Origin of the sequence: Variovorax sp. Varisp85 (assembly GCF_047304045.1) — a bacterium.
In the GTDB taxonomy this organism is placed as follows: Bacteria; Pseudomonadota; Gammaproteobacteria; order Burkholderiales; family Burkholderiaceae_C; genus Variovorax.
In genome coordinates, this window is sequence record NZ_JBGLYN010000006.1 from 72,057 (window position 1) to 84,669 (window position 12,613).

Annotated in this window: 11 protein-coding genes; 3 read left to right on the plus strand and 8 right to left on the minus strand. The window is 69.9% G+C overall.

The window, feature by feature from the left end; translation table 11 throughout:
• Positions 1 to 3: 3 nt before the first annotated feature.
• Positions 4 to 1,125: a hypothetical protein gene (locus tag ACCC97_RS04375; RefSeq protein WP_413331692.1), complete on the plus strand. Its 1,122-nt coding sequence runs from the start codon at positions 4 to 6 to the stop codon at positions 1,123 to 1,125.
• On the opposite strand, the gene ACCC97_RS04380 is transcribed toward ACCC97_RS04375, so the two are convergent.
• The 6 genes from ACCC97_RS04380 to ACCC97_RS04405 all read right to left on the minus strand — a co-directional run bounded on the left by ACCC97_RS04380 (position 1,115) and on the right by ACCC97_RS04405 (position 8,703).
• Positions 1,115 to 2,773, minus strand: a complete 1,659-nt coding sequence (locus ACCC97_RS04380) for a hypothetical protein (protein ID WP_413331693.1) — start codon at positions 2,771 to 2,773, stop codon at positions 1,115 to 1,117. The two genes, ACCC97_RS04375 and ACCC97_RS04380, sit on opposite strands and share 11 nt — an antisense overlap.
• Positions 2,774 to 2,923: 150 nt before the next feature.
• On the minus strand, positions 2,924 to 3,907 hold the full coding sequence (locus ACCC97_RS04385; protein WP_413331696.1) for a Bug family tripartite tricarboxylate transporter substrate binding protein: 984 nt from the start codon (positions 3,905 to 3,907) through the stop codon (positions 2,924 to 2,926).
• A gap of 77 nt (positions 3,908 to 3,984) precedes the next feature.
• Positions 3,985 to 4,551, minus strand: coding sequence for a hypothetical protein (locus tag ACCC97_RS04390; RefSeq protein WP_413331697.1), 567 nt, complete (start codon positions 4,549 to 4,551; stop codon positions 3,985 to 3,987).
• Entirely contained in the window at positions 4,548 to 6,584 is a 2,037-nt protein-coding gene (gene htpG, locus ACCC97_RS04395; RefSeq protein ID WP_413315242.1) for a molecular chaperone HtpG, read from the minus strand. Before htpG ends, ACCC97_RS04390 begins: the two co-directional genes overlap by 4 nt.
• Positions 6,585 to 6,701: 117 nt before the next feature.
• The gene (locus ACCC97_RS04400; protein ID WP_413331699.1) at positions 6,702 to 7,736 is read right to left on the minus strand and encodes an ABC transporter substrate-binding protein; all 1,035 of its coding nucleotides are present in this window, start codon (positions 7,734 to 7,736) and stop codon (positions 6,702 to 6,704) included.
• Positions 7,737 to 7,788: 52 nt separating this feature from the next.
• Complete coding sequence (locus tag ACCC97_RS04405) at positions 7,789 to 8,703, minus strand: LysR family transcriptional regulator (protein WP_007838060.1); 915 nt, start codon at positions 8,701 to 8,703, stop codon at positions 7,789 to 7,791.
• A gap of 99 nt (positions 8,704 to 8,802) precedes the next feature.
• Here ACCC97_RS04405 and ACCC97_RS04410 point away from each other — a divergent pair, with 99 nt between their 5' ends.
• Both ACCC97_RS04410 and aqpZ read left to right on the plus strand, forming a co-directional pair.
• Positions 8,803 to 9,816 (plus strand): zinc-dependent alcohol dehydrogenase family protein, encoded by a 1,014-nt coding sequence (locus ACCC97_RS04410; protein WP_007838062.1) that lies wholly within the window; start codon positions 8,803 to 8,805, stop codon positions 9,814 to 9,816.
• 184 nt (positions 9,817 to 10,000) lie between these two features.
• Complete coding sequence (gene aqpZ, locus ACCC97_RS04415) at positions 10,001 to 10,708, plus strand: aquaporin Z (RefSeq protein ID WP_042674266.1); 708 nt, start codon at positions 10,001 to 10,003, stop codon at positions 10,706 to 10,708.
• A 32-nt stretch (positions 10,709 to 10,740) separates the two neighbouring features.
• Here the strand turns inward: aqpZ and ACCC97_RS04420 are convergent, their stop codons facing one another.
• Both ACCC97_RS04420 and ACCC97_RS04425 read right to left on the minus strand, forming a co-directional pair.
• Entirely contained in the window at positions 10,741 to 11,079 is a 339-nt protein-coding gene (locus tag ACCC97_RS04420; protein ID WP_007838066.1) for a hypothetical protein, read from the minus strand.
• A gap of 142 nt (positions 11,080 to 11,221) precedes the next feature.
• Positions 11,222 to 12,601, minus strand: a complete 1,380-nt coding sequence (locus tag ACCC97_RS04425) for a sensor histidine kinase (protein ID WP_007838069.1) — start codon at positions 12,599 to 12,601, stop codon at positions 11,222 to 11,224.
• Between the last annotated feature and the right edge of the window lie 12 nt (positions 12,602 to 12,613).

Genomic DNA, 12,613 nt, shown 5'->3' on the forward strand with positions numbered 1-12,613 from the left:
GCGATGCCGCCGCGCATCCTCTACCTCGCGACCGCGGACGCGCGCGGCCACCTGATGCGCGCGCAGCTGCTTGCGCATGCGCTGCGCGCGGCCGGCGCGCAGGTGCAGGTGCTCACCACGTCCGACGAAGGCGCGCGCTTCCTCGCCGGCTTCGGCATCGATGCGCCGGTGCTTTCGCCCCACTATGCGGTGCAGTTCGACGCGCAGCAGAACATGCTGCGCCGCGAGACCGACCGCAACGTGGCGCACTACATGTTCCGGCCCGAGCGCATGCTGCGCGACGTGTGGCGGCTGCGTGTGCATTTCCGCGATGCCGACCTGGTGGTGAACGACTCTTTCCACCCCGCGCTGCTGCTGATGGGCTGGCTGCCGTTCTGGCGGCGCAAGGTGGTGCACGTGTACGGCGCCAGCCTGCGGCGCGCGCTCGAAACCAACTTCAAGGGCCGCATGCCGGACGCCGTCGCGAAGCTGTTCGGCGGCATCGTGGCGTGGCAGATCGACCGCAGCCTCGCGCGCATCGAGCACGACTTCGCGTACGGCGAGCCGCAGCACGACGGGCATGGCCGCCACCGGCTGGCCACACCCATCGCGGTGGTGGACGCCGTGGACCGGAGCGATGCCGCGGAGCATGCCGCCGCCGTGTACCTCAACCCGCATTTCAGGGACCCGGCATTGGCCGACGGCCTCGAACAGGGCCTCGCCGACGCGGGCCTGCCCGCGCACTTCGTCGGCGAAGGCTACGCCCACCGGCCGCACTGGCATGCGCGCGACGAGCGCTGGATCGAGGCGGCCGCGCACAGCGCCTTCATCGTCTCTGCGCCAGGCATGGCGGCGCTGTCCATCGCGGCGGTCTACCGCAAGCCGATCCTGCTGCTGCTGACCGACCAGCCCGAGCAGGCGATCAACGCGGGCCGCGCGGCACAACTCGGCCTGGCGCACCGCGCGGTGGTGTGGCGCGGCGATGCCCCGAAGTTCGCGCGGGCCGTGGCTGCTGCGGCCAGCGAGCTGCGCGCCACTCCGACGGATGCATCGCATGCCGTCGAGGGTCGCCAGGCGGCCATCGACCGGCTGCAGCATTGGGTCGCGCTGCTGTTGCGCCTGGCGGGCGCGCCGGCTACCCGGTGACCCCGCGCGCCGAATCGACCAGCGCGCGGAATGCACGCGTCATCGCGCGCACCGGGGACATCTCGGACCACCGTGCGGGCCTGGCCTGCGGCGGTGCCGAGATCACGCCCCGGCCCATGCGCAGCGACACCTGCAGCTTCCTGAGCGTGAAGGCCGGCCGCACTGCGCCCCGGCGCGCGCTGCCGCCGGGCCCGGTGCCGGCGACGACGAATTGCAGCACCAGGCACTTGCGCCCCGCTACCGGGTGGATCTCGAACACCAGGCTGCGCCGCCGCGCGCCCGTGACGCGCTGGCCGGGCAGCACCACGCCGTCGAACATGGCGTGAACACCGGTGGCCTTGGCATTGCTGCGGTAATCGATGCGCACCTCGACGCGGTGCGGCTGCGGGTGCGTCAGCGCGGGCAGCGGCACGACGAGGCAGGCCAGTTCTCCCTCGCTGCGCGCGCCCTCGCCATCGAAACCCGACCAGCCGTAGCTCAGCCAGCTCGTCGCGGGGCTGCCGGGGTGGAACAGATAGGGGCGGCCCGGCTGCAGCCCGGCCACTTCCGGCAGGCCGTGGGCCTGGTCGTCGAGGCCCCAGCGCAGCAGGAAGGCGCGATCGATCGCCGCCGCCGGCCAGGCCGGGAAGAGCTTCGGCGCGGCATCGCCGTTGACGCCGCTCATGCCGCAAGCCGCCGCCATGAAGTCCATCGACCCCAGCGCGGCGCCCACCGGCATCCAGTCCGAGCAGGCTGCGGGCAGCAATGCGGCCGCGTTGCGGTCGGCGCAGATCAGCGCGTGGGCGGGCTTGCGGAAGTAGCGCGCCTCGGTCAGCACGCTCGACGACAGGCTGGCGGCGAAGTGCACGTTGGCCGCCGACAGCAGCGCGTAGGTGTTCCCCTGCGTCCACGCCACGTTGGGAATGGCGCGCGCGATGGGCGCCAGATCGTGCAGTGCGGGTTCGTAAGGGTGCGGCTTGATGACCAGCAGGTCCACGCCGTTCGCCAGTTCGCGCAGCGGCGCGATCACGCCGGCCGGATGCATGGTGCGCCCGCCGCTGACCAGTGACAGGTCGACCAGGCTCTGGCCGAAGAACAGCCCCACGCGCAGGCGCGCATCGAACAGCGAAGCCATGCCGTGGCGCGCGAAGCGGCCCTGGAGCGCGCTCGCGTGGTTCCAGAACAGCTCTTCGTCCACGCGGAGCGCCCGCAGCGCTGCCTCGATGGCCGGGTCGTTGGTGCGCGCGCAGAAGTGCAGGTGCTCCGTGAAGCGGCGCGGATCGATCTCGATGTCGAGGTAGCTCGCACCGCTGCCGTCGATGAAGTGCTGCAGCGCGGGCGTGAGGCCCCAGCCGATCACGAGGCAACCGGGTTCGAGCATCGGCAGGCCTTCGCGCCCGGCCAGCGGCAGCAGGTCGGCGATGCAGGCGCGCGCCCAGCCGGCCGGGGTGCAGGGAAGTTCCAGCCTCTTCATGAGGCGCGCGACGTCGATATCGCCGCCGTCGGACAGCGGCGCGATCTCGCGCACCGGCAGGCCCAGCCGGCCCAGCGCGGTGTCGAAAAAGCCCCGCAGGAAGCGCCGGTTGGCCGCGTGGTGCTGAAGCCCGTTGGCAGGAGAGCGGAAGAAGTCGTCCGCAAGAATGACTTGATGGAACCGGCGAGTGGTCATGGGCCTCGGGAGGACCGGCCTGCCCTTTTGCAAGCCGTCTCGCCGACCTTTTTCTGTGCGATGCGCCAATCTAGGCAGCGACTCTTAGCCCGCCGTGAGAAAGGCGCCGCGCCTGCGCAAAGCTGGCGTAAAGGGCAAGCCTTGCAGGCTTCAGTCCAGCGACAGGTTGAGGTCGCGGATCAACGGATGCCAGCGCGCCGACTCTCCCTGCAGCAGCGCCGCGAACTGCGCGGGTGCGTCGCCCACGGGCTCGACGCCGAACTCGGCGAGCTTGCGCTGCACGGAGGGATTGTGGATGGCGCTGGCCACCGATCGCTGCAGCCGCGCCACGATCTCGCCCGGCGTATTGGCCGGCACCACCAGCCCCATGAGCGCGGCGGCCTCCACCCGCGGCATGCCAAGCTCGGCAAAGGTCGGCACGCCGGGCAGTTGCGCGAGGCGCGTGGGATGCGCCACCGCGAGCGCGCGCAGCTTGCCGCTCTGGATGAAGCGGCGTGACGCGGCCAGGTCGCACATCATCACCGGCAGCTGGCCGCCGGCCACGTCGGCCAGCGCAGGCGCGGTACCGCGGTAGGGCACGTGCACCATCTGCAGCCCGGCCTGCCGCTCGAGCAGCTCCATCGCAAGGTGCTGCGGGCTGCCGGTGCCGGCCGAGGCGAAGCTGACCTTGCCGGGAAAGGCCCGCGCATCGTCGATGAAGGCCCGCGCGTCCTTCACGCCGCTGGACGGGCCGACCAGCAGCACCATCGGCAGCCGCCCCAGCAGCGTGACGGGCGCAAAGTCGCGCGAAGGGTTGTAGCTGAGGTTGCGGTACAGCGCCGGGTTGAACACCAGCGTGCCGTTGTCGGCCGACAGCAGCGTGTAGCCGTCGGCCGGCGCGCGCGCGGCCTCGACAGCGCCAAGCGCGGTGTTGCCGCCCGCGCGGTTCTCGATGGTCACCGGCTGGCCCGCGTCGATGGCGAGCTGGGTGCCGATGGTGCGCGCGACGATGTCGGCCCCGGCCCCGGCGGGGTACGGAACGATCCAGCGGATGGGCTTGGCGGGATAGGCCGGCTGCGCCTTCGCCGCGCGGGGCAGCGCCGCCGCCGCAAGGGCGGCCACGGCCAGGAAATGCAGCAGCGGGCGGCGAGTCATGGGCGGGGCGTCTCCGGCTCGATGTTAGGCCGGGTTCGGGCGGCCCTGCTGGTCTCGAGGCCTTGCCGCGCCGCGCCTCAGGGGGCGACGGGATTGCCGGGCGTGCCTGCTTCGCGCAGCGAGCCTGGCGCAGCGACCGGCGTGCGGTAGGTGACGTTCACGGCCGGCGCCTGGGGCTCCGGCGGCGGCCGTGCGATCTTGACGAGAGGCGCCCTGGCCGCTGCGGCGGGCGCAGCGGACGCGATCGGCGGCACGGGCTGGACGGGCTGGACGGGCTGGGCGGGTGCAGGAGCCGGTGCGGCGGCCACCGCGCCCGGCGCCACGGTGCCCGCCGGCGCCGCCTTGGGGTCGTAGAGCACCGTGCCCTTGCTGACCCCCGCGCCCACCGGCCCCACCCCGACGCCCACGCCGGCCGAGCCCGACACCTGCCCGCCGTTGTTGACGGCCACGCCGGCGCCGAGCGGACCGAAGCCGGTGTTGAGCCCCACCGAGAAATTGCCGTCCTTGGTGGCGCCCAGCCCGAGCGAGAGCCCGGGCACCAGCGGAATGCCGATGTGATAGTGCGAACAGCCGCCCGTCAGAAGCAACAGCAGCGCGGCCGGAACGACCGCCGCTGCGCGAAGGACGCGCGGCCGGGTGTTCACACCAGCAGCGCGTTGACGCGCCTCACGTACGCGGCAGGATCGGCCGGCAGCCCGCCTTCGGCGAGCAGCGCCTGGTCGAACAGGATGTTCGCGAGGTCGTCGAAGTGCGAGGAGCCTTCGAGCTTCTTCACCAGCGGATGCTCGGCGTTCACTTCGAGCACCGGCTTCAACTCGGGCGCGGGCTGGCCGGCCTGCTTGAGCATGCGCGCGAGCTGCGTGCTCATGCCGCCGTCCTGCACCACGAGGCAGGCGGGCGAGTCGACCAGGCGCGTGGTCACGCGAACGTCCTCGGCCTTGTCCTTGAGGGCTTCCTTGAGCTTCTCGAGCATGGGCTTGAACGACTCGGCGGCTTCCTCGGCGGCCTTCTTCTCGGACTCGTCCTGCAGCTTGCCGAGGTCGACCGCGCCCTTGGCCACGCTCTGCAGCGGCGTGCCGTCGAATTCGTTGAGGTAGTTCAGCGCCCACTCATCGACGCGATCGGTCATGAGCAGCACCTCGATGCCCTTCTTCTTGAAGACCTCGAGCTGCGGGCTGTTCTTCGCGGCGGCGAGCGTGTCGGCCGTGATGTAGTAGATCGCGTCCTGGCCTTCCTTCATGCGCGCCTTGTAGTCGGCGAAGCTCACGCTCACCGCATCGGTGGTGGTGGAGGCATAGCGCAGCAGCTTGGCGATGCGGTCGCGGTTGCCGAAGTCTTCGCCCAGGCCTTCCTTGAGCACGGCGCCGAACTCGGCGTAGAACTTGGCGTACTTGCCCGATTCGTCGGCGGCCGCAACGGCGGCTTCAGCGGCGGTCGGCGCGTTCTTGTCGACCACGTCGGTCACTGCCTCGGTCGGCTCGGGTGCGGGCACCGATTCGCCCGAGCCCACGTCGATCTTGCCCTCGCTGCTCTCGGGCGCGGTCTTCTGCTTCTTCGCCAGGTCTTCCAGCATGCCGAGCACGCGCTTGGTGCTGCCTTCGCGGATCGCCTTCACGTCGCGGCTTTCCTGCAGCAGTTCGCGGCTCACGTTGAGCGGCAGGTCGGCCGAGTCGATCACGCCCTTCACGAAGCGCAGGTAGCTGGGCATCAGCGCCTCGGCGTCGTCCATGATGAAGACGCGCTTCACGTAGAGCTTCACGCCCGCGCTCTTCTCGCGGTTCCAGAGGTCGAACGGGGCCTTGGCCGGAATGTAGAGCAGCTGCGTGTACTCGGTGCTGCCTTCCACGCGGTTGTGGCTCCAGGCGAGCGGTGCCTCGTAGTCGTGGCTGATGCTCTTGTAGAACTCCTCGTACTGCTCGGTGGTGATGTCCTTCTTGGGGCGGCTCCACAGGGCGTTGGCCTTGTTGACGGTTTCCCACTCGCCGGTCTTCACCATGTCGCCGGGCTGGTCGTTCTCGCCCTCTTTCCACTCTTCCTTTTCCATCAGGATGGGCAGGGAGATGTGGTCGGAGTACTTGCCGACGATCTGCTTGATCTTCCAGGCGTTGAGGTATTCGTCGGCGTCGTCGCGCAGATGCAGCGTGATGCTGGTGCCGCGCGCGGCGCGCGTGATGTCGGCCACCTCGAAGTCGCCGGCGCCGCCGCTGGCCCAGCGCACGCCCTGGTCGGCCGGCAGGCCCGCGCGGCGCGATTCGACCGTGATCTTGTCGGCCACGATGAAGCCCGAGTAGAAGCCCACGCCGAACTGGCCGATCAACTGCGCGTCGGCCTTCTGGTCGCCGCTCAGGCGGCTCATGAAGTCCTTGGTGCCGCTCTTGGCGATGGTGCCGAGGTTGTCGATGGCCTCCTGGCGCGACAGGCCGATGCCCTTGTCGGTGATCGTGAGCGTGCGCGCGGCCTTGTCGAACGACAGGCGCACGTCGAGCTCGGGCTGGTCTTCGTACAGCTCGGGATGGTCGAGCGCCTCGAAGCGCAGCTTGTCGCATGCGTCCGACGCGTTCGAGATCAGCTCGCGCAGGAAGATTTCCTTGTTCGAGTAGAGCGCATGCGTGACGAGGTGCAGCAGTTGCGCGACTTCGGCCTGGAACGGGAGTTTGGTGTTGGAGGAGTCAGCCATGGGGGAAAAAGATATCGAACAAAAAATTCTAAGTCCAGCCGCCAGGATCGGGCCGGGCTCGCCAAATTCGTGATCTGGGGCCTGTGTCCGGGAAAACAACAGGCTCCTGCGAACGGCCTACCGCGGCTGCGACTCGACTTCGCGCGTCCAGCGGTCGATCAGCCGCTTGCGCTCGGCCGCCTTTCCGTATTTCTCGAAGTCGTACTTGATGAGCTTCACGTCGGCCATCGAGGGGATGCGGGGGTCCGGCTTGAAGGTCTTGTTGGCCGGCGACTGCAGGCTGCCGACGGTTCCACCGATGGCCTGGCCCGCCGGGCTCATGAGCCAGTCGTAGTAGCGCTTTGCGTTCTCCTTGTTGCGCGCGCCCTTCACGAGCGCGATGCCGCCGACCTCGTAGCCCGTGCCTTCGCAGGGCGCGGCGGTCTTCACGGGAAATTTGTCGTAGCGCCAGCGCTCGAAGCCGAAGATGAAGCTCACGCCGATGGCCACTTCCCCCTTGGCCACGTTGGGCGCCTGCGCCTGCCCGCTGCGGGTATAGCTGGTGATGTTGCGATGCAGCTTCTTCAGGTACTCGAAGGCCGCGTCCTCGCCCATCTGCTGCACCAGGCCCGCAATGATGGTGTAGGCCGTGCCGCTGGAGGCCGGGTGCGAGATCTCGATCTCACCCTTGTACTCGGGCCTGACCAGATCGGCCCAGCACTTCGGCTCGCGCAGCTTCTTTTTCTTCAGCAGGTCGGTGTTGAAGCCGAAGCCGATGGCGCTCGTGTAGAAGCCGCCCACCATGTTCTGCGACAGCGCGTACTGCCGCACCGCCCAGTCGTGCAGGTCGTTGATGTAGGCCGGGCGATAGGGTTCGAGCAGGCCCTGCTCGGCCGCCTGCAGGAACGGGTCGCCGGTGCCGCCCCACCAGATGTCGGTCTTGGGGTTGGCGGCTTCCGCGCGCAGTTGCGCGCCGATCTCGCCGGTGCCCTTGTGCGCCTGCTGCACCTTGATCCCGGTCTCGCGCGTGAAGGCGGTGGCGGCCGCCTCGCACCAGCCGGCGTCGGTGCTGCACAGCGCGTTGACGGTGCCCTGCGCCGCGGCGTTCGGTGCGCCCAGGAGGCCCGTTGCCGCAACGCATGCGGCAGCGGCAATGTGTCGGATGGGGTGCATGCGCGGGTCTCCTCGTGGTTCTTCGAAGGCGCAGGATAGCGCCCGCGGGCGTTCAGCGCGCGGCCAGCAGCGGCGGCAGGTGCTCGGCCAGCCAGTCGGTCACCACGCGCGTCTTCAGCGGCAGGTAGCGGCTGCGCGAGCGGATCACGTGCAGCGCGAAGCCGAAGGGCTGCGGCTCGTCGAACACGCGCACCAGCGTGCCGGCCGCGAGCGCATCGGCCGCGAGCCAGGCCGGCAGTCGTGCGAGGCCCATGCCGCCGACGGCGGCCTCGAGCAGCACTTCGGCGCTGTCGCAGCGCAGCCGCGACGGCGGCGTCAGGTCGACGAGCCGACCCCCGGCATCGTGGAAGCGCCAGGACGAGACCAGCCCGTCGCGCGCATAGAGCACGGCCTCGTGCGGTTCCTTCATCAGGTCGCCGATGTTCGCGGGGCGCCCGCGCTCGGCCAGGTAGGCCGGCGCGGCGCACAGTGCCATCCACTGCGTGCCCACCGGCCGCGCGACCAGCTCCGCGCTGTCGGCCAGTTCGCCGCTGCGGATCGCGAGGTCGAGCCCCTCTTCCACGAGGTCCACGCGCCGGTCGTTGAACGCGAGTTCGAGCGACAGCTGCGGATGTTGCCGCGCCAGTGCCAGCAGCAACGGGCCGACCTTGAGCCGGCCGAGCATCGCCGGCATGCTGATCCGCACGACGCCGGTCGCGGTGCTGCGCGCCACATCGGTCAGCGCTTGCGCCGCATCGAGTTCGTCCAGCACGCGCCGGCAGCGCTCGTAGTAGCCGTGGCCTTCCTCGGTGAGGCTCTGGCTGCGCGTGGTGCGCAGAAACAGCCGCGTGTTCAGCCGCGCCTCGAGGCGCGCGATGCTCTTGGCGACCGCCGAGCGGGTGACATGCAGGCGCTGCGCCGCCAGCGCGAAGCTGCCGGCCTCGACCGCTGCGACGAACTCTTCGATGCCTTGGAGACGCTGTCCCATTGGATACTTTCAAGCACCAGTGAAGAGAAAATTATCCACCACCGGATACCTCGCATCCTCAATAGCATGACGGCTCCCTGTCATTCGTGGAGCCTTTCAATGCAAGAACCCGACACCCTGCGCCGCTGGCAACTGCCCCGGCTGGGCCGCACCCACCTCGCACAAGCCGAAGCGCCGATGCCCACGCCGGGCGCGGGCCAGATCCTGGTGAAGGTCGGTGCGGTTGCACTCAACTACCGCGACCTGCTGATGATTCGCGACGGCATGGGCATGTCGCTCGACCTTCCCTTCACGCCCGGCTCGGACATGGCCGGCACCGTGGTGGCCGCCGGCCGCGGCGTGACCCGCTTCGCCGTGGGCGACCGCGTGGTCAACACCTTCTGGGGCGGCTGGATCGACAGCCACTGGCACGCCGACACCACGCTGTTGGGCGGCCCGGGCCCGGGCATGCTGGCGTCGCATGTGCTGATCGACGCGGCCTGGGCCGTGGCCGCACCCACCACGCTGAGCCTGACCGAAGCGAGCACGCTGCCGTGCGCGGGCCTCACAGCGTGGTTCGCACTGGCCGAGACCGGTGGGCTGCGCGCCGGCGAGACCGTGTTGATCCACGGCACCGGCGGTGTCGCGCTGTTCGGACTGCAGCTCGCGCGGCTGCATGGCGCGCAAGCCATCGTGGTCACGGGCAGCGAGGACAAGCGCGCACAGGCGCTCGCACTCGGCGCCACGCACGTGCTGGCGCGCGACGATGGCGACTGGCCCGCCGAAGTGCGCCGGCTCACCCGCGGGCGCGGCGCAGATCACGTGCTCGAACTCGCGAGCGGCCCCAACCTCGACCGCTCGCTGCAGGCCGTGAAGCAGGGCGGGCGCGTGTCGATCATCGGCATGCTCGGCGGCGAGACGCTGGGCGCTTCCTTCTACGCAATGGTGCTGGGCCGCGTGACGGTGCAGGGCATCGGCGTGGGCCACCGGCGCGCGCTGGAGGACCTGGTGCGCGCCGTCGACGCGAATGCACTCAAGCCGGTGATCGCTGCGCGGTACGGATTCGACGCTCTGCCCGCTGCGCTCGATCACCTCGAACGCGGAGCGTTCGGAAAGGTCGTCGTAACGCTCTGAACGCCTTGAAGACAAGGCCTTTCGAAAACGCAACGCGATCGCGCAATTGCACAAAAACCGAGCCATCCGTGAATAGGTCGCACTAGTGCAAAAGACGTGCTCGACGCCCCCTCCGGCCGTTCCTAGAATCCGCCCGCGCCTGGGCTCGTGCCCTGCGCGTTTTCGCAACTTAAGAATGGAATTTATGGAACACAGTACCTACAAAAAATGGTCCGCGGAGTTCATTGGTACTTTCTGGCTCACGCTTGGAGGCTGCGGAAGCGCAGTTCTGGCCGCGGCCTTCCCGGGTGTCGGCATCGGCCTGCTCGGAGTCTCTCTTGCCTTCGGCCTCACGGTGGTGACAGGGGCCTATGCACTGGGCCCGATCTCGGGGGGGCACTTCAACCCGGCGGTGTCGATCGGCCTCGCGGCTGCGGGCCGCTTCAAGGCCTCGCAGCTCGCGGGCTACATCGTGGCGCAGGTGCTCGGCGCCATCGCGGCGGCCGGCGTGCTCTATCTCATCGCCACGGGCAAGCCGGGCGCGGACATCGGCGGCTTCGCCACCAACGGTTTTGGCGAACACTCGCCAGGCAAGTACGGCATGACGGCCGCGCTGCTGTGCGAAGTGGTGATGACGGCCGTGTTCCTGATCGTGATCCTCGGGTCCACCGCCCGGCGCGCGGCCGGCGGCTTCGCGGGCCTGGCCATCGGCCTGTGCCTCACACTGATCCACCTGATCTCGATCCCGGTGACCAACACCTCGGTCAATCCGGCACGCAGCACCGGGCCGGCCCTGTTCGGTCCGTCCTATGCCGTGTCGGAACTGTGGCTGTTCTGGGCGGCACCCATCGCGGGCGCCATCATCGGCGCAGTGATCTACCGCGCACTGCTCAGCAGCGGCAACGACGACTGATCGTCGTCAGTGGCGGCGGTGCAGCTTCTACTTCAGCTGCCGCTGCCCGACTTCACCATCGGCAGCGAGGTCGACTGCCCGATCGGCTCGGTGCCGGTCGCATGCGACGCCGCATAGGCGCCGGCCTGGACGTCGGCCACCGGCAGCGTCGAGTTCATGGCGGGTGCGCTGGTCGACTGGCCGACGGCTTCGGTGCCGCTCGGACGGGCCGCGGCCATCGCGCCGGACTGGACTTCGGGATTCTCTGGCGAATTCATTTGCAGCGGATGGAAGTCCGAGCCATCGGTGGTCTCGGCCGATGCGGTGACGGCGCCCATCGCGGCCAGCGCAGCGAAGGAACCGACGGCGAGTAGCTTGAAAGAAATGCGCATGACTTGCTCTCCTGAGGACAGGTTGTCTCCGGTCACCCGGCACGCGCGAACTGCGCGTGGCAGGACCTGAACGCACTCTAGGCAGCCAGACTGAGGCGAAGGTGAGCGATGTGTTAGCGGCGCGTGAGCGATGCGCTGCCCGCTACGCCGCCGCCGAGGGCAGATGCACGCGCGCCATCAGCCCTGGCCCATCGGCGCGATTGCACAGCTCGATGCGCAGGCCGTGCCGCTCGGCCGCCGTGCGCGCGATCGCGAGCCCCAGCCCGCTGCCGCCTGCCACGGCGCCCGGCACGCGGAAGAAACGGTCGAACACGCGGCCGATCGCGGCCGGCGGAATGCCCGGGCCGTTGTCCAGCACGTCGACCACCGCGTGGCCTTCGGCCTCGTGCAGCTTCACGTCGACCACGCCGCCTTCGGGCGCATAGCGCAGCGCGTTGTCGATGAGGTTGTCGAACACGCTGCGCAGCTCGGCCGCGGGCGCGAACACCACCGCGGCGATGCTGCCCTCGAAGCCGATGTCCACGCGCCGCGCATCGGCCAGCACCATCAGCTGGCTCACGCTTTCGCGCAGCAGCACCTCGACGTCGACACGCTCGCGCGCATCGCCGCCCTGCGGCGCGTCCTGCCGCGAGAGGTGCAGCAGCTGCTCGATCAGGTGCTGCGCGCGCGTGACGCCGGCTTCGAGCTGGTTGAAGCGCTCGGTGGCCTCGCCGGCCGGCACGTGCGCGCGCAGGTTCTCGATCTGCAGGCCGATGGCGGCCATCGGCGTGCGCAGCTCGTGGGCCGCGTCCTGCACGAAGCGCCTCTGCGTGGCGAAGGCGCTGCGCACGCGCGACAGCAGGTTGTTGAAGGCGCCCACCAGCGGCGCGATCTCGTCGGGCACGCGCGCCAGCGAGAGCTCGGTGGGACTGCGTTCGTCCTGCGAGGCCACGTCGCGCGCCACCGCGCGCAGCGAGCGCGAGGCGGCCGACACGATGATCCACAGGATCAGCAGCGCCAGCGGCAGCAGCAGCGTGATCGGCAGGCCTTCGAGCAGCGCGCGGCGCAGGGCGCGGCGGCGGCGGTAGTCCTCGTTCTGCAGCACCTGCACGCGCGGCTGGTCGGCACGCGTGCCGGGCGGCGCGGTGAACACGCGCCAGGCGGAACCCGCGTGCGTACCGGTGTTCACGTCGCCGAAGCCGGGCTGGGCCTGCAAGGGCACCGCGAGCACGGGCCATGAGGTGGCGCGCAGCGTGTGGCCGTCGGCGCTCCAGATCTGCACGATGAAAGCGCCGCGCGAGAAGGCCGCCTCGCCGTTCATCGGGCGCGGCAGCTTCGCCGGATCGCTGCCCGCGTACGACTCGGCCACGAGGCGCATCTGTTCGTCCAGCGCGTTGTGCACGAGGTTGCCGTAGGCCACGAACGAGAACCACGCCGTGAGCATCGCCGCACCCAGGTGCAGCGTGACGAGCCACAGCAGCAGCTGCGTGCGCAGCGAACGCGGCCGCCACCAGCGGCCGGTGCCGCGCGAAGCTCCGTTCATTGGCAGGGCAGC